Raw genomic sequence first — 19,209 nt, 5'->3', positions numbered from 1 at the left:
TAGCACACTCTCTCTTCCCTAACCCTGAGATTTTTGCGTCCTCTGCGGTCATTTAAAAAAAATTTTATCCCAACTAAAATAAAACTTTTATATCCTCTTTATCTGCGGTTAAAAATCCCCCAATTATACAAAAAAAAGGCTGGCAATTACACCAGCCCTTCAATTAATTTGAGATGTAAAATTAATGTTAATTAAACATCTCAAACCTCAAATCAATCTAGCTTCTGTCAGTAGCAGCTACTGGCTCAAAGCTTGGAACCACCAACTCATCATTCTGCTTGGTGAGTTGATTGTACAGCCTTTCAGTATTCGGGAAATTCGCAGCAGGCAGAGTCGGGAAGCGACGGTAAGGAACAGTATCCTCGCCAAACGCCTCGGCATATTCAACGCTGTTCAACATGGCGTTGATAAAGCCCTTAATCCCTTTACTTGCCAAGATTTGGTTGTACGTCCGAATCTCCGCTTGATTGCGGGGAGCGCGGCCCAAGAAGTGCTTAGTTCCCAACTCAATCACCTTAGTATTTGGATAAGGTGCATAGAATTGTTTGACGTACAGCGACGAGCAGCCCAAAGCTTCAATGAACTCCTTGAGATTGATTTCATTGTTGCCCAGTTTGCTTTCCAGCGCCGTGAATTCATTCTTCACAACGTAGGGATTCAAGTCGCGTTCAAAAACTTGACGATAAGCAGCTTGAATTAAAGTTTTCAAAGCTACTTTGTCCGAAGTAGTCGTCAGCTTGAACACCTTAGTTTGTTCGCGCCGCTTGCTGACACCTTGAGCGAGGCTATTTTGTAACTCGAATTCGCCGCGATCGAGCGCAGTGCCGAGTTCGATAAACCGAGGAGTTTCGGGCGTCTTAGCTTGGACATTTTGCTCAGCGACGGAACCCGATCGCATCGTCCGCATCGACAAACCACCCGGAGTTACATAGCGCTCGTAGGGCACTGTATCTTCCCCAAAAGCTTCGTTGTACTCCGTGCTGTCCAGGATGCTATCGACCAGCGCGTAGAAACCCTTCTTGGCGCAAATGTCAAAGTAAGCGTTCATTTCCTGACGGCCGTAGGTAGGGCGTCCCAGGAGTCGGCGGTGAATGTACTCGATCGCCTTACAAACGTAGAGCTTGCTCCAGTACATATTGCGGAACACGTCCGACTTCGCCAACATCCGAATAAACTCGCGCATCGGAATCTCGCCGTTTTCCAGCTTAATTTCCGCCACCTTTTGGCGCTGGCCGTCGAACACATCGCGACCAAACACTTGCAGGTAAGCAGCCCGAATCACCGCTTGGGTTGAACTTTCGGTATATTTGACACTGGAAGCATTGCTGTAGCTGCTAGAGACACCGCGGGCAGTTTTCTTGGAAGCAACATAGCTGCTCGGTAACTGGTCTAATTTAAAGACCTTGGGGCCCAGAGAGCCAGGAGCAGCACCGCGAGCCGCCGGATTGCTCAACTGATTGTCAATCCCCGCACCTTGACGGATCAGGATACGGCGAGTGTCTTTGCCGAAGGGAGCCGGACGGCTCTTGGGGTTGCGAGTTTCTTTCGGGAAAATCGCGCCAAACTGAATTTCTAAGGGGTCATTGCCAACACCGTAAACGTGCTGGTCTGGCAGAGGCTGGTTGTAGCCAGCAAACAAGGTGATGAACTGAGGAACCTTGCGGAACGGAGCGCTGAAATTGAACAAATCAATTTGCGGGCCCCAGTTGCGACACTCCTGAGCTTCTTGGCCCAAACCGCGCAGGTAAGGCACTGTTTCTTCGCCGAAGTAATCGGAATACTCCTGGGAATAAACCATCGCGTCTACGAGGGCTGGCAGGCCGCCTTTGCTGACGATCGCAAAATACTTGCTAAATTCCTCCCGCGAGCTCAAACCGCGACCTAGGAAGTGACGAGCGGCAAGTTCTACAGCGCGGCTGTTGACAAACGGCTCGTAGAATTGCTGACGGTACAGAGGAGATTTGCCAAGGCGGCGAATAAACTCTTTCATCGAGATTTCGCCATTTTTGACCTTGGATTCCAAGTCAGAAATGCTTTGGCTGTAGGCGCGGGTAATATCGCGCTCGAATACTTGGCGGTAAGCTGCTTTGACTACTTCTATCTTTTCTGCCGAAGACAGACCGGTTTTCATGACGAATTTCGATCGGCGCTCGGCTGCGTTGAAGTAGATTTGAGGCAGTTGCAAGCCTTGCTGGTCGTTGCTTTCGCGCTGCCGCACCTTGTCTGAAGGTGTGGGAGCTTTGAATTCGGTAATTGCTACGTCGAAATACTGTCCGACGATCGCACTTGCCTCTGCATTGTTTCTGAAATATCCCAAAGATGCTGCCTTCATTTCCTGCATTGCCACAATTGTGGCCGCCGAAGAGCAAGCATTTTCGATGATTTCTCGCAATCCGCGCACGTTCACCGAAATAATATTCGGGTCGCCAGCGACAATTGCGTAGGTGATGTAGCGCAAAAACCAGCTCAAGTCGCGCAGAGATTTGGTCATGTTGCCCGGGCCGTAGCGCGAGACATTGATCGGCTGAAATCCTGCTGGGATTGGGCCGCTGTAGCCACCACCGTTGCCAGAAAATAGATTTCCTAGCCCCAAGAATCCGCCGCCGCCACCGCCGTTGCCGCCAGCGCGGCTTTCTACGTAGGTGACATTTCCCAGTTTCATGCCTTCAGAGACATTCGCCGAGCCGCCGCGAGCCGCCCCTGCTACAGCCATCGCAGGTTCTTGTGGTCTTTCCAAAAATGCCAGCGGGGAACCGCCGGTAAAAATCCGGTTGGCTGCGCGGGATACTATCAGTTCCGAGTTTTGGGTCAGCGTCGCAGAGATATCGATCCGAAGAGCCCCGGAACTGAAATAACTTGCCAGTTCGCTGAGTTCGCCCCGCTGTAGAAAGCGGTCTTGCTGTTCTGCTTGCGAAATAGTTGCGACCGGTACAGTTTGATATAGTTGCGGACGCGCAACCGAGCTTCCACCACTTGCCTTTACAGTCATTAGACTCCTTAGCTCCCTATCCAAATAGTTGCAGCATTTAACCAGACTAACCTTGCCTTCTGATGCAGGTCAAAGTAGGTATTTTTGCTTTGTTTACTTTTTGCCTTTACCTGTCACGAGGTTCGGGCGCGCTTACTTTCTTAGATTAAAATGTTTTGGTTTCATCTTTCTGCCTGCGGGGAAATGTCCGATCCGAAGGCAGGCACGGGGTACTCCCTCCGCTGCGATCCGCCGGTATACCCGTGGAAAAAAAGACTCGGCAGGAGAGTTGCCTTTGGGCGATTGCAGCCAGTGCCTTGAATTAAAGGAAAAGAAAATCAAAAATTTTCTTCTGCCTGTTTCGGGGCTTTTGACTTTCTGCGGAAAGACGCCTCCGCTTTACCCGACAGTTCAGCGGTGGGCTATTGACAGTCCTTGTTTGTTAAAAAGCCTGTCGAGATTTATTGTATAGATTTAAGAGAGCTTATATGAGAAAAAATGATAAGTTTTATTACGCAGAAGCAGTCAGGGCTTGGCTACCAGGGGTTAGTCGATCGCCCGATCCCTCTGTTTCAGGCTTGCCAAACTATCGCGCAGCGACACTTTTGTGGCGAGTAACGCAGCAAAAGAAGTGCTTGGCGTAGCCGTGTTACCCCGTAGCTACTGACAACCAATCTCAAAACCCACGCACTATTACCTCACTTATGGATACTACGCCTGATATCAGTGCTGCCGTGCGGCGGCTTTACGATACTTTCCCTTTCCCGCCCGATCCTTTGTCAGATGAACCGCCCCCTGGGTACAACTGGCGCTGGAGTTGGCCTGATGCTTACAATTTTTGCACCGGTCAAAAGCCGCCAAAACTCGATATTCGGATTTTAGATGCTGGCTGCGGCACTGGTTCGAGCACCGATTATCTGATTCACCTCAATCCCGAAGCTTCGGTGACGGCGATCGACCTGAGTGAAGGTGCTTTGAAGGTAGCACAAGAACGCTGTCGCCGATCGGGAGCGCGCGAAGCTGATTTCCGCCACCTCAGCCTGTACGATGCCGCCGAGTTAGAGGGCGAGTTTGATTTGATCAACTGCGTGGGCGTGCTGCACCACTTACCCGATCCGATCCGGGGCATTCAAGCGCTGGCGGCGAAGTTGGCGGTGGGCGGTTTGATGCACATTTTTGTGTATGCTGAGCTCGGACGCTGGGAAATTCAACTGATGCAAAGGGCGATCGCGCTTCTCCAAGGCCCGCAAAAAGGTGACTATCCCGATGGTGTGAAAGTCGGTCGTCAAATCTTTGCTTCATTACCAGAAAATAACCGTCTTGTCAAGTACGAAAAACAGCGTTGGGCAGGAGAAAATCAGCGGGACGAATGTTTTGCTGATATGTACGTTCACCCGCAGGAAATTGACTACAATATCGAGACTTTGTTCGAGTTAATTGACGCTTCGGGATTGGAATTTATTGGTTTCTCAAATCCGGGATATTGGCAGTTAGAAAGACTTTTGGGGAAAGCGCCGGAATTGATAGAAAGAGCTCATGGTTTGACGGAACGGGAGCTTTATCGATTAATTGAATTGTTGGATACGGAAATCACTCATTACGAGTTTTTCTTGGGCAAAAAGCCTGTTAATAAAATTGATTGGTCGGACGATAAGGCACTTTTGGCGGCAATTCCAGAGTTGAGTGGTTGTATGCACGGTTGGCCTAGTCAACAAGTGTTTGATTGCAACTACCAATTGCTCAATTTGTCAAGTGCGGAATTTGAGTTTTTGCAAGGTTGTGTACCCCCCCCAGCCCCCCCTTATCAAGGGGGGGAGAAAGAGGGAAGCCCGTCTGGGCAAGGTAAAGGTGGGAAGAGTGTTGGGGAGATTTTGGGGAATGTGGAGATTGGATTGGATGAAGTGCGATCGATCTTATCAAAACAGCTAATTTTGCTAACACCGAAATTATAGGGCTTTTTGATTATTTGAACGAACCGCGAAGACGCGAAGAGCGCGAAGCAAGAACTGCATCTCTTTCTTTCTCTTCCTTCGCGTCCTTCGTGCCTTCGCGGTTCATTTAATCTTACTCCTAAAATCCCAAATGGATTGACACAGGCCCCCGTCTGCGGCTACGCTTTGAAGTTAGAGGTTGCTTTGCTTGTAGAGGAAGTAGCCGGCGTCGCCCAAAAATCTAGTTGCACTGCCCAAAGCTGCTGGTAACAGCAATGGACAGCTAACCGCCAAACTGATCAAAGCAGTCTGGAGGCTAACGGAGTATCTTAACATCCTCTGTAGCCGCCCTGCTATGCGTTGAAAAGCGGGGCGGCTGGGTTTTTGGGTTTTTCTAGAAAACCCAAAACCAGGAGAACATAATTATGTCACAGGAATTCTTGCCTGACGACAACAAATTCGATCGGCCAAATGACGACTCAGCAGCAGAATCGGAACAGGATGTGGTGTGTGTAACGGTGACAGGTTCGCCCAAGGGTGTCAGGGAAACCATACTCACTTTGTACCGCCTGGGATTTGCCCAAGTTGGCGATTGGAGTCCCGTACAACGTGCAGCTAATCCGAACCAAGTGATGAGTGTGCTGATTCGCCGTCGGAAGCGCAAAGCGTAGGTGTTTGCTCGTTCCCAGGCTAAGGCCTGGGAACCAGTTAAGAAGACCAACAAATATCAGGCACGTTACTTTACTAAATCAGGATAAGAGCATATCCTGATTTAGAGGCTGAAACATCTATAAATCAAGCTAGGCGGAGAAAACTCACATTTCCCCGCCTAAGCCCTGTAACCCTTACAAATCAAGAAACAGTAATTTCCTGATTAAAAGCGTGAAACCTCTAAAACGACGTGTTTGTAGACGGGATTATGATTCGGTGTCTTCTATAGCTGGGTTAGGGTTAGAAGCTGTCTTTTTAGCAGCTTCAATAGCGGGATTAGGCTCAGAAGCTGTCTTTTTAGCAGCTTCAATAGCGGGATTAGGTTCAGAAGCTGTCTTTTTAGCAGCTTCAATAGCGGGATTAGGTTTATCTTCTGAGTTTTCCATAGAATGATGAGATTGAAGTTTTTAAACAACTAAAAACTATAATGGCACAATATTCTAAAAAAAACACTAAAGTTTTAGGTTAGATTATGCCCTGTCATCCAAGTCTCATAGGATAAGCAATTTTATTTTTTATAAAGGATTCACATTTAATTTTGGTATAGGTAATTTAGATGTTAAATAACGGTTTTTCAATAATTTAGAGTCTCCTACTAATTGATGTAATAATTTATTATAGTGATTATCTATATTTTCGACATCTACATTTTTTTCTAGAATTGAATCGTCTCCCGTTGATATTGTCAAACGTGAATACTCGGTCATATAGGCTATAAAAATAAACAATAACTTAATAAATTCAGAAGGATAGTGATCTTCCCATGCAATTCGATTGATAATAAAATCATCTGATTTTATCCATTGTAGAAAAAATTGATATAAATTGTCACTCTCAATATGATCTTTATCAATATTTGAAAATAATAAAGGTCTTGCAATAATATTCTCAGTTGCGAAATACACAGGTAAAGGATTCCATTTAATAGTCCTATTCACCGTTAATGAAAAAGTTGCCACAATTCTGCTGTTATTCCGTAGAATCAAATATCCACCATCTTTCTCTTCACGCCAACTAATACTGATTTCTTCAGATTGTCGTCCTCTAATTTTGTGAAAAGTTCTCTCACCTTTTTTGTTTAATTTAGGAGTACATAAATAATAATCTAACTTTATTTCTTCTATAATATAATATATATAACGTTGTCCAAATTGGTTGGTAGTTGTCACCATCTTAGGCTCAACTATTTCGCTTTCTAATTTTCTATCTTCAGTTAATACATCCTCTGTAATATTATCTTCATTAAAAATTGCTAAACTTTCTTTGGCTCGTAAATATTCCTCACCCAATTTAATATAACTTATTAATGTAAGCGCTTTAAAAGAAACTTTATCAAAATCGTTACTAAAAAAAACCTCTTTATCAAAAAGAAATACATAATAAAGGATTTGCTTTAAAATATCCACACTAGCAGGAAAACACAGATAATAAACTATATTTGAAAAAATATCACACTCTATTTGAGATGATTTATTATGATACAAAGTTAATGCCAATTTTTTAATAATGCCTCTTTTTTCGTAAAACTGATTTAACCATTTATTGATATTAATTTCATATTGATTTATTAAAATTTCGCCTTCTTTTATACGTTCTTCAAGTTTTAAAAATGTGATTTTTTGATAAAAAACTATTCCTCTATAAAGGATGTCTTGTATTCTTTTCTGATATTTTTCTAAACTTTGTTTTCTACCCTCTGAATCCGTTTCTCCTGTGCTAGTATTACTCTCAGTTCTCTCAGGACAAGGATTATACCCTATATCCTTATAATGTGAAAAATGAGCTACTCTTTTTATACCCTGCTTGTTAAAATTACTTGATTTCTTAAAGAAAACAGCTTGATGACAAAATTTACATTTTAATAATAGATTTTTATACGATTCATAGTTGAGTCTATCATCACCTGATGTGATTTCTTCATTTAATAAAATAGAAAATACGTTTTTCTTCATAAAAATTGACTCAAATTTTGTAATGGTTTAACACATTAAAACTAATAATAAATTAAATAATTATTATGAGTTTTTTCTATTTATTTATAGGCAGTTGTAAGTCCAGAGCCTAAAGCCAATATAATATCATATCTCTATTAAACATTTACTATTGACATAAACCACTACAAACAATTAACCCGCTAGACTCCAACACTGGCGGGTTAATTGTTTGTGACCGCTCTGAACCGCTCCGAGCGACCGCGCTAGACCCGCAACACTCCCACCGCTCCAACCGTGGTTAGGTGCAATTGTGCCAGCCGTGGCAGTCCTCACCATTCAATCTACCTCAAACTCACCCACACCGCGCTATATGGTGCAATTTTGGAGCCGTGGCAGCCGTGCCAGCCGTCGGAGATGTCGAGCCGATCGCCCTGTCTCGATCGGACAGTGCTACCCAGCTTGTTAATTCAATGAAAATCACTGCGACCGCCGCTTCCCTCGGATGTGTAAATATTTTAATAACAATAGCAATCCTGGAAGGTAAAAGATGACACAAGTCCACAAACAGAAACTTACCTTTGAAGAGTACCTCACCTATGAGGACGACACCGACAACCGCTACGAATTAATTGATGGAGAGTTAGTAACATTGCCACCAGAATCGGGCCCCAACAATTTCATTGCTAACTATCTACTATTCACTCTGGCTAGTAGCGGGTTCATCCCACTGAGGCTGATCAGAACACATATGTGCGAAATCCAAGTTCCGATCCTGCGGGAGGGCGACGCAGCTAACCGCTACCCAGATTTGGTGGTTTTGCGCCCCGAACACATCTTGCTGACAGCAACCAGGCTAACCATCACCCAAACTATGCCACCTCCTCAGTTGGTTGTCGAGGTTGTTAGTCCAGGTAGAGTTGGGCGCGATCGCGATTACATTAGTAAACGAGCTCAATATGCAGCGCGGGGTATCCCTGAATATTGGATTGTTGACCCTCAAGAGGAGAGAGTAGCGGTACTACGACTAGAATCAGGTGAGTATGTCGAAGTTGGGGTTTTTCAAGGGGAACAAGCGCTGATATCGCCGACTTTTCCGCAGTTGAATTTAACGGCTGGACAAGTTTTGGGAGGAGAGTTTCAGTTGTAGAATGCGCCAAATTGCATAATTTTCACCTAAGCTACCTTGGGGCAAATTTCGACTTTGACAGTCATACCTACTTTATTGAGCATTGCAATCAGACTGTCAACGGAAAACTGCCCTATTTTACCTTGAGTTAGAGCTTTGATTCGATCGTTGGACTGTTGGAGATGTTGAGCCGTTTGATCGAGAGTCCAACCGCGCTCTTTAATCTGATGAGTCAGGGCGAGAATTAGTTGCGATCGGATTAGTAAGTTATCAGCTTCTTCAGATGAGAATCCGAGGTCTAGAAAGATATTATCGACTGCTTGGGTAATAGTATTTTCGCTCATTGTTCCGGTTCTCTTGAGTTTAAACGATTTTGTAACAAATCTTGGTAGCGTTTCTGCCCAACTTCGATATTTTTCTGAGCTGTTTTCTGAGTTTTCTTTTGGAAGGCATGGAGCACATAAATAGCTTCTTCAAATCTAGCAATATAGAAAACCCGATAGGCATTTTCTGTCCGAATCCGAATTTCTTCAACGCCTTTACCTACGATCGACATCGGTTTAAAGTCTGGTGGTTGTATGCCCTGCTGGAGAGTCCAAAGTGAAAAACCGGCTTCTTTTCGGGCATCTTCAGGAAGAGATTGGATTTCTTCGCGGGCAGGGCCAACCCACCGAATCGGCTTGATGGTCATCGAGTTTGTTGAGAATCGAATACTGTGACAATTATACTCAAGTATTGCCTTAAGTATTTTATTTCTTCAGCGCTCTATGTCGGTTAGTTCAGCCACCGATTTGAGACATGGTGCGGCTGTAATTTCCTTGAGTAGTTCCCGAATCTCGCTGCTTGAAATTAATCTCCGGTTTAATCTCTAATATGTGCCGCACTCGATCGCGCAATTCGCCTGTAGACACCCCATTCCGTAAAGCAGTTTTTAAGTCAATTTGACCCGTTTCGTTCAGCAGACAAGGCCGCAGCCACCCGTCAGCAGACAAACGCATCCGGTTGCAGCGATCGCAAAAACACTCGGACATTTGGCTGATAAATCCTAAAGTGCCCTTCGCCCCCGGAATTTGAAACACATCCGCCGGCCCATTTCCGCGAACACCCGACTCGGCTAACCCGTATTTGTCGCTAATTTGTTGCCGCAATTCTGCCGAAGCTACCCAACCTTTATCGCCAAATAAATCCCCATTGCCGATCGGCATAAACTCAATAAAACGGACGTGCCAATTCCGGTTAATAGTTAATGCAGCCAAATCCAATATTTCGCTGTCATTCACACCGGGAATTACAACAACATTCAGTTTCAGCGGGTCGAATCCTGCTTGATAAGCCGCTTGAATTCCCTCCCAAACCTGCGTCCATCGCGATCGTCCCCGGCTACCAATTATCTTATCGAAAGTCTCCGGTTCCAAGGAATCCAAACTAATATTAATCCGGCGCAAACCAGCATTGTAGAGATTTTCCGCCATTCCCGCCAACAAAAAGCCATTAGTTGTCATTGACAAATCTCGCGTTTCCGGCATTGAGGCGATCGACCTTACCAATTCCACCACCCCAGGCCGCAGCAGCGGTTCCCCACCAGTCAAGCGAAATTTGGTAAACCCCACGGGTATAAAAACTTCCTGCAGCAGAGTTAGCAATTCCGAGTGAGTTAACAACTGCTGCTGCAATACATAGTCCAACTCGCTACCTTCCGGCATACAGTAGAGACAGCGGAAGTTGCAGCGGTCTATCAAGCTAATCCGAAGGTAGTCTACGGTATCCATGTCAATAGTTTGTAATATTATTTAATTATAAATGCTGACTCGATTTTCTGCAATTATTGATAAAGAGCAATAAACCTGCATCAATTTCTTTTCACCTTCCCCCACCTCTCTTACTCTGCGCCCTCTGCGCCCTCTGCGGTTAATAAAAAAAATCTCATTCACAACTAAAATAAACTTGCTAAATATATGTTTTTTGAATTTGAAGCTGATTTTGTGGAAGCTTTGCGCTGTATCCCCATGCAGGTACGTCTCAAATTAGATACTTGCGGCATTAAATTGAAGTTGCAGGATTGGAATCATTTTAACCAAGCAGAACGGCAAAGTCTTGTAGAGTTACCTTGCTTGACAGAAGCAGAAATTATTGATTACCGAGAAAAGCTAAATCAAATATTAATTCAACAGACAGGCAAACCGGGAACTGATTTGGCGGTTGATGAAAATCCCCCGTGGATGGATGCTGCAGCTGTACCCGAGTCTGTTTCTGCAAAAGCGCAAGAGCTCGGCGTGACAATTTCTTTGGCCCAGTGGGCGAGTTTGCAGCCTCTACAGCGATTTGCTTTGATTAAGCTTAGTCGATCGAGCCACGAGAATAAAAACTTTCTCCCGGCGCTTCAAGAGTTTAAGGTTATTGAATGAGATCGAATTTGAATTAACTCTTGTAGCGCGCAGAGGCAGACAAGGGAGAGTTACCTCATCGATTCGGGCGATCGTCCTCTGTCATCTCTCACTAAGTGAGACTTACTCAGTGAGAACAACGAGAACAATGTGTAACAAAGTGCAGTGTGGCGGTGGGAGAAGTAGGGTGAGGTCGATCGGACATTTAATGGCTTGAGGTTTCCGAAGCGCCAGACACCCAATTCCGACAAGTATGATTAATTTAATTTTAAGTATTGTTACCGCAGCGTGGTATTATTTTTCTGAGTTTGCAAAGCACTCGCCTGCTACCTGCATTAGTTTCTGAGCTTCGTGAACACGCAAAACACACCCACCGAACCCACACCAGCAACCGAGGATATTCCTCAAGCTGGCACAGTCTCGACAGTCTCGACAGTCTCGTCCGAGACAACCAATCCCATGCAAGACTTTTATCGCCTCCAACAAGAGTTGTTGGCGTACACCCTTGCTTTTACGGCGATTATTTTTATCTCCGTTTGGATTTTTTACTCCCTCAACATTGCCCTGAATTATTTGCTTGGGGCGGTCACAGGTGTGGTTTACTTAAAGATGTTGGCTAGAGACGTTGAACGAATCGGCAGCCAAAATCAACGCATCAGCAAGACAAGGCTCGGTTTGTTTTTCGCGGTGATGATAGTAGGAACACAGTGGAATCAGCTACAGATTTTACCGATATTTTTGGGATTTCTGACTTACAAAGCTGCGCTGATGGTTTACGTGATCCGAAGTGCATTAGCACTAGATTACAGGTAAGTCAGGTAAGAAGAGCAAAACTCAACTCATCGATTTGTATGGGGAAGCCCGTTGAATGGCAATGCTTGACGTTCTAAACACCTTTAATCGTTTCCCCCTCGCCAAATTGGAAGTTGGCCAGCAGTTGTACTGGCAACTCGGCAATCTGAAAGTGCATGGACAGGTTTTTCTAACCTCGTGGTTTGTAATTGCTGTTTTAGTCGTAGTTTCGATTTTAGGAACCCGCAAAATCCAGCGAATTCCCAGCGGAATGCAAAATTTTATGGAGTATGCGCTGGAATTTATTCGGGACTTGGCTAAAAACCAAATTGGGGAAAAAGAATATCGCCCTTGGGTACCGTTTATTGGTACATTATTTCTGTTCATCTTTGTGTCAAACTGGTCTGGCGCTCTAATTCCTTGGAAGCTGATTAAGCTGCCATCAGGCGAATTGGGAGCTCCTACCGCTGACATCAACACGACGGTAGCATTTGCACTGCTGACTTCTCTAGCATATTTTTATGCAGGTCTCAGCAAAAGCGGCTTGGGGTATTTCGCCCACTATGTTGAACCGGTGCCTTTCATGTTGCCGTTCAAAATCATAGAAGATTTCACTAAGCCTCTGTCCCTAAGTTTCCGTTTGTTTGGCAACATTCTTGCGGACGAATTGGTGGTCGGAGTGCTAGTGTTGCTAGTGCCTTTATTTGTTCCTCTGCCAGTGATGGTTCTGGGACTATTTACCAGTGCAATTCAAGCTTTGATTTTTGCAACCTTAGCCGCAGCCTACATAGGTGAAGCTCTAGAAGGCGGTCACGGCGAAGAACACCACGATTAACTAACGATAAACGGCGAAGAATGAAGGAGGAAAAAGAAAAATTCTGAACTCAAACTTCCTCCCGTTAAATCGGACAATTCTGTAGACTATCTGTTCTCAATTTTGTACTTTAGATAAGGAAAATCATCATGAACCCAACAGTTGCTGCCGCTTCCGTAATTGCCGCCGCTTTGGCAGTAGGTTTAGCTGCAATCGGCCCTGGCATCGGTCAAGGTAATGCAGCAGGTCAGGCTGTAGAAGGTATTGCCCGTCAGCCGGAAGCAGAAGGTAAAATTCGCGGCACCTTGCTGTTGAGTTTGGCGTTCATGGAAGCGCTCACAATTTACGGTTTGGTCGTAGCCCTAGTGCTGCTGTTTGCCAACCCCTTCGCATAATAATTGGAAATTTTAGATTTGAGGTTTTGGCGATTCTAATCCAAAATCTCAAATCTAAAATCGATTAAGCGAATTAGATGGAAGCCGTCAAAAAATCATGATGCACTGGACAGTATTACTAGCAGTTGAAGAAGCGGCTAAGGAAGGGGGACTGTTTGATATAGATGCTACGCTGCCTCTGATGGCGGTGCAGTTTTTAATTCTAGTCGCAGTCTTGAATGTAATTTTTTACAAGCCGCTCAGCAAGTCAATTGACGATCGCGCCGATTACATTCGCAACACTCAAGTCTCCGCCAAAGAACGCTTGGCAAAAGCTCAGCAACTAGCGCAGCAGTACGAGCAAAAACTGGGAGAAACTCGCAAACAGTCTCAATCAGTAATTGCTGCTGCTCAAGCTGATGCCCAAAAAATTGGGGCAGCAAAAGTAGCTGAGGCTCAACAAGAAGCTCAAGTCGCGCGAGAAAAAGCTGGGCAAGAAATAGAGCAGCAAAAGCAAGAAGCAATGCGCTCACTAGAACAACAAGTAGACGCGCTCAGCGGCCAAATTCTCGAAAAGCTATTAGGGCAGTCGTTGGCCAAATAGCGAGACCGAAGAGTTTTAGATTTTTGATGGAATCTCAAATCTAAAATCGCTTCACCCAATCTGCACGCGCAATTATGGAAGAGTATCATGGGGACTGTTTTATTGCTAGCCACAGAAGCTAGCGGCGAAGGTGGTTTCGGTTTAAATTTCGATATTTTAGAAACCAACCTGATTAACCTGGTCATTATTATTGCAGTGCTGTTTTATTTCGGGCGCGGATTTGTAGGTAAAATCCTGACAGAGAGGCGTTCGGCTATCCAAGAGGCGATTCAAGATGCAGAAAAACGCCAAAAAGATGCAGCAGCAGCTCTAGCAGAGCAACAGCAAAAATTGACTCAAGCGCAAGCAGAAGCCGAACGAATTCGTGCCGCTGCTGAAGAAACTGCCAAGAAAGCAAAAGAAGCAATTCTAGCTCAGGCAGCGCAAGACGTTGAACGAATGAAAGCAACAGCAGGTCAAGAGTTGGAAGCGGAGCGGGAAAGAGCGATCGCCCAACTGCGATCGGCGGTTGTATCTCTGGCATTAGCAAAGGTGGAAAGCCAGCTAAAAACTAGCTTGGACGACAGCGCTCAACACCAATTAATCGATCGCAGCATTGCGTTACTGGGAGGCTAAAACGTGAGTACAGTCAGCACAGAAGTCTTACAGCCTTACGCATCTGCCTTGATGTCACTGGCTCAGTCCAACAATCTCTCAGAGAAGTTCGGCGAAGATATTCGTTCCTTGCTGAGCCTGCTAGAAGGTTCGGAAGATTTGCGTCAATTTTTAGCCAATCCGCTGGTAAAACCGGATGCTAAAAAAGCCGTGATTCAGCAAATAGCGGGTGAAGAAATGAGCCCCTTGATGCACAGCTTTCTGAAGCTATTAGTAGACAAAGGAAGAATTCTTTTTTTAGAAGGGATTGGCAAACAATACTTGGCAAGGCTCCGAGAACTAAACCAAACAGTATTGGCTGAAGTTACATCGGCTGTCCCGCTTTCAGACGCTCAACAGCAGACTGTTCGCGAGAAAGTGCAGGCGATGACCAGCGCTAGTCAAGTAGAAATTGAAACCAAAATAGACGCAGATTTAATCGGCGGTGTGGTAATCAAAGTAGGCTCTCAAGTAATTGATGCCAGCCTGCGGGGACAATTGCGCCGTCTAGGAATTCGCTTGAATTCCTGAGAGTTAATAGCTGATGACTATTAGCTAATTTAATTAGCAGTTAACGGTTGGTAGTTTTGAACAACTGATAACTGACAACTGACAACAAACAACTGACAACAAACAACTGACATGGCAGCAATCAGACCTGACGAAATTAGCAGCATTATTCGCCAGCAAATTGAGCAGTACGACCAAGACGTAAAAGTCTCTAACGTCGGTACTGTTCTGCAAGTAGGCGACGGCATTGCTCGGATTTATGGCTTGGACAAAGCCATGTCTGGGGAATTGCTAGAATTTGCCGACGGCACCGTGGGCATTGCACTGAACCTCGAACAAGATAACGTCGGTGCAGTGTTGATGGGCCAAGGCCTCGGCATTCAAGAAGGTTCGGCAGTTACTGCTACTGGCAGAATTGCTGAAGTCCCCGTGGGTGAAGCAATGTTGGGACGGGTAGTTGATGCTTTGGCCCGTCCGATTGACGGCAAAGGAGAAATTAAAACTACTGAATCTCGCTTGATTGAATCTCCGGCACCGGGGATTGTTTCTCGCCGTTCGGTTTACGAACCGATGCAAACAGGAATTACCGCTATTGATGCGATGATTCCGGTGGGAAGAGGACAGCGGGAACTGATTATCGGTGACAGACAAACCGGTAAAACTGCGATCGCGATCGACACAATCATCAACCAAAAATCGGAAAACGTGATCTGCGTTTACGTGGCGATCGGTCAAAAAGCTTCTACAGTAGCTAACATCGTCAACGTCCTGCAAGAAAAGGGCGCGATGGACTACACGATCGTAGTAGCAGCCAACGCTAGTGACCCCGCAACCCTGCAATACTTGGCTCCCTACACAGGTGCTAGCTTAGCCGAGTATTTCATGTACAAAGGCAAGCACACTTTGGTCATTTACGATGACCTTTCCAAACAAGCACAAGCTTACCGCCAAATGTCCTTGTTGCTGCGCCGTCCTCCCGGTCGCGAAGCTTATCCCGGAGACGTGTTTTACCTGCACTCTCGCTTGCTAGAACGCGCTGCTAAATTGAGCGACGATTTGGGCGAAGGCAGCATGACTGCTTTGCCAATTATCGAAACCCAAGCTGGTGACGTTTCTGCTTACATTCCGACGAACGTAATTTCGATTACCGACGGTCAAATCTTCCTTTCTTCTGACTTGTTTAACGCTGGTTTGCGTCCTGCAGTAAACCCCGGTATTTCGGTATCGCGGGTAGGTTCGGCAGCTCAAACTAAGGCGATGAAAAAAGTAGCCGGTAAGGTGAAATTGGAATTGGCACAGTTTGAAGAACTGGCAGCATTTTCTCAGTTTGCTTCTGACTTGGATAAAGCTACTCAGAATCAATTGTCGCGCGGTCAGCGCTTGCGGGAACTGTTGAAACAGCCCCAAAGTTCGCCTCTGCCGATGAACGAACAAGTGGCTGTAATCTATGCCGGTATTAACGGCTATATGGATGACATTCCTGTGGAAAAAGTCACCAAGTTTACTGTTGGTTTGCGCGACTATTTGCGGACTAGCAAGCCGAAGTACGGCGAAATTGTTCAAGGCGGAAAAGCCTTGACTGATGAAGCTGAGAAGCTGCTGAAAGAAGGCATCACTGAATACAAGCAAAGTTTTCTAGTTTCTGCGTAGACAAGTAGGAATTTTGAACCGCAGATGAACGCGGATTAACGCAGATAATCTGAAGTTAATCTGCGTTACTCTGCGTTAATCTGCGGTTTTAATTAAGAAGATGCGGGCAAGGATGTAAGGAGAAAGTTATGGCAAATCTGAAAACTATTCGCGATCGCATTAAGTCGGTCAAGAACACTAAAAAGATTACAGAAGCGATGCGTTTGGTGGCCGCTGCAAAGGTGCGCCGCGCTCAAGAACAGGTGACGGCTACTCGGCCTTTTGCCGATCGACTGGCAGAGGTATTATACGGTTTGGCGGAACGCTTGCAGTTTGAAAACCTGGATTTGCCGCTGCTGAAAAAACGCGAAGTGCGATCGGTGGGACTGTTGGTAGTTTCGGGCGATCGGGGTTTGTGCGGCGGCTACAACAGCAACATCATCAGATACGCCGAAAATCGCGCTAAGGAAATCAAAGCTGAAGGCTTAGACTACAAATACGTGTTGGTAGGACGCAAAGCTACTCAGTATTTCCAGCGCCGCGAACAGCCGATCGATGCTACTTACGCTAACTTAGAACAAATTCCCACAGCACCGGAAGCGGCACAAATTGCTGACGAATTGCTTTCTTTGTTCCTGTCAGGAACTGTGGACAGAGTAGAGCTAATTTACACCAAGTTTGTGTCATTAATTAGTTCGCGTCCGGTAATTCAAACTTTGCTGCCCCTCGACCCCCAAGGTTTGGAAACTCCCGATGATGAAATCTTCCGCTTGACCTCGCAAGGCGGACAGTTTCAAGTATCGCGCGAGAAGGTTGCTTCACCTACGAAGAGCTTGCCCAGAGACATGATTTTCGAGCAAGATCCGGCGCAAATTCTGGAGGCTCTTTTGCCCTTGTATTTGAACAACCAATTGCTGCGGGCTTTGCAAGAGTCTGCTGCTAGCGAGTTGGCTGCGCGGATGACGGCGATGAACAATGCTAGTGAGAATGCTAGCGATTTGATCGGTAGTTTGACGCTGACTTATAACAAGGCGCGACAAGCCGCAATTACTCAGGAAATCCTGGAAGTTTGCGGCGGTGCAGAGGCTTTGAACGGTTAGGTTAGGGTTGACAATTTGTTGATTTTATGGTATGCGTCTGGGGGAACTCAGGCGCTTTTTTTAAATAATTCGGCGGTTAAAACGGCTTTTACACAAACGAAGTCCCTCTCGCTTGAGACGAAGAAGGAGATTGAAGGCGGATTTGTTATTTCCCGCGTTCTTCTAACCACCGCTGAAATGACTTCTGACTTTCTCCAGATGGTTTACCGAGAATAATATTTTTGATGCTAATGTCTTCGTCAATATCAGGCCAGTGGATGCCATCATTTCCACCAATAAATCGCCAATTATTGCGTTCGTTTGGTGTGCTATGCAATAGCCGAGGATACCAAGCTAAAGGAACAGAAATAGTACGACCATCGGATAGATATACTGTTAGCGCGTCGTCTGTAACAACTACGTTTTGTGCTTGGGGGATTTCTAGCAACTCAACCATTAAAGAAGTCATTCCAACCCGCTAATAACTGCGATCGACTATTCCTGCACAATTTCATACAAATCTTCGATCGACAAATCAAAAGTCCTTGCCAACTTGTGCAAGGCTGTCACGTCAACAGTTGCTAATCCGGGCGATCGGGCATAGGTTCTGAGGGTACTGTAGACTACGCCCGATCTCTCTGAAACTTCTTTCAGCGTCCAGCCTTTCTCGGCAGCAAATTCTCGAACCCGCAACTTAATTAATCCCATAACCTCTTGAGATGTGATTGATATAAGTCATCCGATTGTACTGTAAAAAGCGATCGACTACTCTTTGACGACCTCAACCAAATCTTCCACCATCACGTCAAAAGTACGTGCCAACTTCAGCAGACAAGTAAAATCAACCATTGCCATTCCCGGAGAACGTGAATAGGTGCTGAGTGTGCTGTAAATGACTCCCGATCGCTCAGAAACCTCTTTGATCGTCCAGCCTTTCTCAGCAGCAAATTCTTTAACCCGCAATCTAATTAAACCCATTGACAAAAAACTAGATTTAGTTTTTAATAAAAATATCGTAAAAAGCGATCGCCCCAACGTCTGGAAAACTTAAAGACGATCGCCTATCAAAGTTCAAATCCCATCAACTGGGATTTATTAACCATCTGAAATTCCCATCAAGTGGGATGTATCAACCATTGAAAATTCCCATCAAGTGGGATGTATCAACCATGTTAGCAAGCTTTCGACCAAAATCAACCCCCAGACACAGATTGAGCCGGTTTGTGACAAAAGAGGCGATCGCGCGGCTGCTGAAAATCAAGGTAGAACAAATATATCGCTTCGAGTGCTGGGCGCATATCCTGTACGTGCACGCTAAAGGCATGAGTCGGTTTGTGAGTTATGCCGACTTTCCGCCAGTTTTGGGAGTGGAATCGCCCTCTGGTTTAGATTTTGGTTATTGGAAGCGCCGGATAGCGAGTCAGAAAGAGAGACACGCGCCGGATTTTTGGGTGGATTTTTATGCGGATAGATTTCAGAAAGCTGTTTGTGTTTCTGAATTGTTGAAGTGGGGAAATTTGGTGGGGGTGATTAAATTGATGTTAAGTGCGATCGGGCTGGAGTGGCTGCGAAAGGTTTATGCACAAGAGAAATCTCTGCTGGAACATTTCTAAATTAGACTTCTTGCAAAAGTGCCATAATTATTGAGACTCCTCAGTGCGCGATTCCAGGAGTCAACTACCAGGATTTAAGCCGCCAGACAAGATTTCGCTATACGTTT

The 19,209-nt window shown here is 45.4% G+C and carries 25 protein-coding genes; 14 read left to right on the top strand and 11 right to left on the bottom strand.

Going from position 1 to position 19,209, the window contains the following annotated elements:
- Positions 1-217 precede the first annotated feature (217 nt).
- Positions 218-2,989, bottom strand: a complete 2,772-nt coding sequence (locus QT979_RS05290) for a phycobilisome rod-core linker polypeptide (RefSeq protein ID WP_333308500.1) — start codon at positions 2,987-2,989, stop codon at positions 218-220.
- A 467-nt stretch (positions 2,990-3,456) separates the two neighbouring features.
- On the opposite strand from QT979_RS05290, the gene QT979_RS05285 reads away from it, so the two are divergent.
- On the top strand, positions 3,457-3,612 hold the full coding sequence (locus QT979_RS05285) for a hypothetical protein (RefSeq protein WP_333162876.1): 156 nt from the start codon (positions 3,457-3,459) through the stop codon (positions 3,610-3,612).
- 60 nt (positions 3,613-3,672) lie between these two features.
- On the top strand, positions 3,673-4,920 hold the full coding sequence (locus QT979_RS05280; protein ID WP_333308498.1) for a class I SAM-dependent methyltransferase: 1,248 nt from the start codon (positions 3,673-3,675) through the stop codon (positions 4,918-4,920).
- Positions 4,921-5,091: 171 nt separating this feature from the next.
- Here the strand turns inward: QT979_RS05280 and QT979_RS05275 are convergent, their stop codons facing one another.
- Complete coding sequence (locus QT979_RS05275; protein ID WP_333183684.1) at positions 5,092-5,235, bottom strand: hypothetical protein; 144 nt, start codon at positions 5,233-5,235, stop codon at positions 5,092-5,094.
- Positions 5,236-5,324: 89 nt separating this feature from the next.
- Between QT979_RS05275 and QT979_RS05270 the strand changes: the two genes are divergently transcribed.
- Positions 5,325-5,570, top strand: coding sequence for a hypothetical protein (locus tag QT979_RS05270; RefSeq protein ID WP_333048380.1), 246 nt, complete (start codon positions 5,325-5,327; stop codon positions 5,568-5,570).
- A gap of 246 nt (positions 5,571-5,816) precedes the next feature.
- Here the strand turns inward: QT979_RS05270 and QT979_RS05265 are convergent, their stop codons facing one another.
- The 3 genes from QT979_RS05265 to QT979_RS05255 all read right to left on the bottom strand — a co-directional run bounded on the left by QT979_RS05265 (position 5,817) and on the right by QT979_RS05255 (position 8,025).
- Complete coding sequence (locus QT979_RS05265; protein ID WP_333162156.1) at positions 5,817-5,996, bottom strand: hypothetical protein; 180 nt, start codon at positions 5,994-5,996, stop codon at positions 5,817-5,819.
- A gap of 129 nt (positions 5,997-6,125) precedes the next feature.
- A complete protein-coding gene (locus QT979_RS05260; RefSeq protein ID WP_333162158.1) occupies positions 6,126-7,562 on the bottom strand; it encodes a hypothetical protein in 1,437 nt (478 codons plus the stop codon).
- Positions 7,563-7,896: 334 nt separating this feature from the next.
- Positions 7,897-8,025 carry a hypothetical protein gene (locus QT979_RS05255; protein WP_333162161.1) on the bottom strand — a complete coding sequence of 43 codons (129 nt, stop codon included), beginning with the start codon at positions 8,023-8,025 and terminating at the stop codon, positions 7,897-7,899.
- Positions 8,026-8,091: 66 nt separating this feature from the next.
- On the opposite strand from QT979_RS05255, the gene QT979_RS05250 reads away from it, so the two are divergent.
- Positions 8,092-8,691 (top strand): Uma2 family endonuclease, encoded by a 600-nt coding sequence (locus QT979_RS05250; protein WP_333162163.1) that lies wholly within the window; start codon positions 8,092-8,094, stop codon positions 8,689-8,691.
- A 26-nt stretch (positions 8,692-8,717) separates the two neighbouring features.
- On the opposite strand, the gene QT979_RS05245 is transcribed toward QT979_RS05250, so the two are convergent.
- The 3 genes from QT979_RS05245 to moaA form a co-directional block, all read right to left on the bottom strand.
- Positions 8,718-9,014: a helix-turn-helix domain-containing protein gene (locus QT979_RS05245; RefSeq protein ID WP_242717105.1), complete on the bottom strand. Its 297-nt coding sequence runs from the start codon at positions 9,012-9,014 to the stop codon at positions 8,718-8,720.
- Entirely contained in the window at positions 9,011-9,361 is a 351-nt protein-coding gene (locus QT979_RS05240; RefSeq protein ID WP_293206221.1) for a type II toxin-antitoxin system RelE/ParE family toxin, read from the bottom strand. Before QT979_RS05240 ends, QT979_RS05245 begins: the two co-directional genes overlap by 4 nt.
- An 88-nt stretch (positions 9,362-9,449) precedes the next feature.
- On the bottom strand, positions 9,450-10,439 hold the full coding sequence (gene moaA / locus QT979_RS05235) for a GTP 3',8-cyclase MoaA (protein WP_333308494.1): 990 nt from the start codon (positions 10,437-10,439) through the stop codon (positions 9,450-9,452).
- 186 nt (positions 10,440-10,625) lie between these two features.
- Between moaA and QT979_RS05230 the strand changes: the two genes are divergently transcribed.
- From QT979_RS05230 to QT979_RS05190, 9 genes are all read left to right on the top strand, one after another.
- Positions 10,626-11,075, top strand: a complete 450-nt coding sequence (locus tag QT979_RS05230; protein ID WP_333308492.1) for a nitrate reductase associated protein — start codon at positions 10,626-10,628, stop codon at positions 11,073-11,075.
- A 330-nt stretch (positions 11,076-11,405) separates the two neighbouring features.
- Complete coding sequence (locus QT979_RS05225) at positions 11,406-11,867, top strand: ATP synthase subunit I (RefSeq protein ID WP_333037348.1); 462 nt, start codon at positions 11,406-11,408, stop codon at positions 11,865-11,867.
- A 55-nt stretch (positions 11,868-11,922) separates the two neighbouring features.
- The gene (gene atpB, locus QT979_RS05220; protein WP_333037347.1) at positions 11,923-12,681 is read left to right on the top strand and encodes a F0F1 ATP synthase subunit A; all 759 of its coding nucleotides are present in this window, start codon (positions 11,923-11,925) and stop codon (positions 12,679-12,681) included.
- A 128-nt stretch (positions 12,682-12,809) separates the two neighbouring features.
- Positions 12,810-13,055 (top strand): ATP synthase F0 subunit C, encoded by a 246-nt coding sequence (gene atpE / locus QT979_RS05215; protein WP_006631105.1) that lies wholly within the window; start codon positions 12,810-12,812, stop codon positions 13,053-13,055.
- A 97-nt stretch (positions 13,056-13,152) separates the two neighbouring features.
- Positions 13,153-13,638 carry a F0F1 ATP synthase subunit B' gene (locus QT979_RS05210; RefSeq protein WP_333054530.1) on the top strand — a complete coding sequence of 162 codons (486 nt, stop codon included), beginning with the start codon at positions 13,153-13,155 and terminating at the stop codon, positions 13,636-13,638.
- An 87-nt stretch (positions 13,639-13,725) separates the two neighbouring features.
- Complete coding sequence (locus tag QT979_RS05205; protein WP_333308489.1) at positions 13,726-14,253, top strand: F0F1 ATP synthase subunit B; 528 nt, start codon at positions 13,726-13,728, stop codon at positions 14,251-14,253.
- A gap of 3 nt (positions 14,254-14,256) precedes the next feature.
- Positions 14,257-14,802, top strand: a complete 546-nt coding sequence (atpH, locus tag QT979_RS05200) for an ATP synthase F1 subunit delta (protein WP_333037345.1) — start codon at positions 14,257-14,259, stop codon at positions 14,800-14,802.
- A gap of 111 nt (positions 14,803-14,913) precedes the next feature.
- Entirely contained in the window at positions 14,914-16,431 is a 1,518-nt protein-coding gene (gene atpA / locus QT979_RS05195) for a F0F1 ATP synthase subunit alpha (RefSeq protein ID WP_333162173.1), read from the top strand.
- A 128-nt stretch (positions 16,432-16,559) separates the two neighbouring features.
- Positions 16,560-17,510 (top strand): F0F1 ATP synthase subunit gamma, encoded by a 951-nt coding sequence (locus QT979_RS05190; RefSeq protein ID WP_006631110.1) that lies wholly within the window; start codon positions 16,560-16,562, stop codon positions 17,508-17,510.
- 145 nt (positions 17,511-17,655) lie between these two features.
- Here the strand turns inward: QT979_RS05190 and QT979_RS05185 are convergent, their stop codons facing one another.
- From QT979_RS05185 to QT979_RS05175, 3 genes are read right to left on the bottom strand one after another with little or no spacing between them, the layout of a single operon-like run.
- The gene (locus tag QT979_RS05185; RefSeq protein ID WP_333308487.1) at positions 17,656-17,958 is read right to left on the bottom strand and encodes a DUF2442 domain-containing protein; all 303 of its coding nucleotides are present in this window, start codon (positions 17,956-17,958) and stop codon (positions 17,656-17,658) included.
- Between the two features lie 26 nt (positions 17,959-17,984).
- Positions 17,985-18,197, bottom strand: coding sequence for a helix-turn-helix transcriptional regulator (locus QT979_RS05180; RefSeq protein ID WP_332958465.1), 213 nt, complete (start codon positions 18,195-18,197; stop codon positions 17,985-17,987).
- 57 nt (positions 18,198-18,254) lie between these two features.
- The gene (locus QT979_RS05175; protein WP_194009260.1) at positions 18,255-18,467 is read right to left on the bottom strand and encodes a helix-turn-helix domain-containing protein; all 213 of its coding nucleotides are present in this window, start codon (positions 18,465-18,467) and stop codon (positions 18,255-18,257) included.
- 146 nt (positions 18,468-18,613) lie between these two features.
- Between QT979_RS05175 and QT979_RS05170 the strand changes: the two genes are divergently transcribed.
- A complete protein-coding gene (locus QT979_RS05170; protein WP_333308485.1) occupies positions 18,614-19,102 on the top strand; it encodes a hypothetical protein in 489 nt (162 codons plus the stop codon).
- The last annotated feature ends 107 nt before the right edge of the window (positions 19,103-19,209 follow it).

This window comes from Microcoleus sp. w2-18bC1, assembly GCF_036700365.1.
Taxonomy (GTDB): domain Bacteria; phylum Cyanobacteriota; class Cyanobacteriia; order Cyanobacteriales; family Microcoleaceae; genus Microcoleus.
The sequence above is the reverse complement of the archived record's forward strand: the minus strand, read 5'-3'. Positions and strand labels throughout refer to the sequence as shown.

Coding starts and splice junctions, on each gene's coding strand:
- QT979_RS05180 (WP_332958465.1), bottom strand. CDS start 18,197: ATGGGATTAATTAAGTTGCGGGTTCGAGAATTTGCTGCCGAGAAAGGC.
- QT979_RS05270 (WP_333048380.1), top strand. CDS start 5,325: ATGTCACAGGAATTCTTGCCTGACGACAACAAATTCGATCGGCCAAAT.
- atpA (WP_333162173.1), top strand. CDS start 14,914: ATGGCAGCAATCAGACCTGACGAAATTAGCAGCATTATTCGCCAGCAA.
- QT979_RS05290 (WP_333308500.1), bottom strand. CDS start 2,989: ATGACTGTAAAGGCAAGTGGTGGAAGCTCGGTTGCGCGTCCGCAACTA.
- QT979_RS05230 (WP_333308492.1), top strand. CDS start 10,626: ATGTTTTTTGAATTTGAAGCTGATTTTGTGGAAGCTTTGCGCTGTATC.
- QT979_RS05260 (WP_333162158.1), bottom strand. CDS start 7,562: ATGAAGAAAAACGTATTTTCTATTTTATTAAATGAAGAAATCACATCA.
- QT979_RS05265 (WP_333162156.1), bottom strand. CDS start 5,996: ATGGAAAACTCAGAAGATAAACCTAATCCCGCTATTGAAGCTGCTAAA.
- atpE (WP_006631105.1), top strand. CDS start 12,810: ATGAACCCAACAGTTGCTGCCGCTTCCGTAATTGCCGCCGCTTTGGCA.
- QT979_RS05210 (WP_333054530.1), top strand. CDS start 13,153: ATGATGCACTGGACAGTATTACTAGCAGTTGAAGAAGCGGCTAAGGAA.
- QT979_RS05205 (WP_333308489.1), top strand. CDS start 13,726: ATGGGGACTGTTTTATTGCTAGCCACAGAAGCTAGCGGCGAAGGTGGT.
- QT979_RS05250 (WP_333162163.1), top strand. CDS start 8,092: ATGACACAAGTCCACAAACAGAAACTTACCTTTGAAGAGTACCTCACC.
- QT979_RS05170 (WP_333308485.1), top strand. CDS start 18,614: ATGTATCAACCATTGAAAATTCCCATCAAGTGGGATGTATCAACCATG.
- QT979_RS05245 (WP_242717105.1), bottom strand. CDS start 9,014: ATGAGCGAAAATACTATTACCCAAGCAGTCGATAATATCTTTCTAGAC.
- QT979_RS05275 (WP_333183684.1), bottom strand. CDS start 5,235: ATGTTAAGATACTCCGTTAGCCTCCAGACTGCTTTGATCAGTTTGGCG.
- QT979_RS05280 (WP_333308498.1), top strand. CDS start 3,673: ATGGATACTACGCCTGATATCAGTGCTGCCGTGCGGCGGCTTTACGAT.
- atpB (WP_333037347.1), top strand. CDS start 11,923: ATGGCAATGCTTGACGTTCTAAACACCTTTAATCGTTTCCCCCTCGCC.
- QT979_RS05190 (WP_006631110.1), top strand. CDS start 16,560: ATGGCAAATCTGAAAACTATTCGCGATCGCATTAAGTCGGTCAAGAAC.
- QT979_RS05285 (WP_333162876.1), top strand. CDS start 3,457: ATGAGAAAAAATGATAAGTTTTATTACGCAGAAGCAGTCAGGGCTTGG.
- moaA (WP_333308494.1), bottom strand. CDS start 10,439: ATGGATACCGTAGACTACCTTCGGATTAGCTTGATAGACCGCTGCAAC.
- QT979_RS05240 (WP_293206221.1), bottom strand. CDS start 9,361: ATGACCATCAAGCCGATTCGGTGGGTTGGCCCTGCCCGCGAAGAAATC.
- QT979_RS05175 (WP_194009260.1), bottom strand. CDS start 18,467: ATGGGTTTAATTAGATTGCGGGTTAAAGAATTTGCTGCTGAGAAAGGC.
- QT979_RS05185 (WP_333308487.1), bottom strand. CDS start 17,958: ATGACTTCTTTAATGGTTGAGTTGCTAGAAATCCCCCAAGCACAAAAC.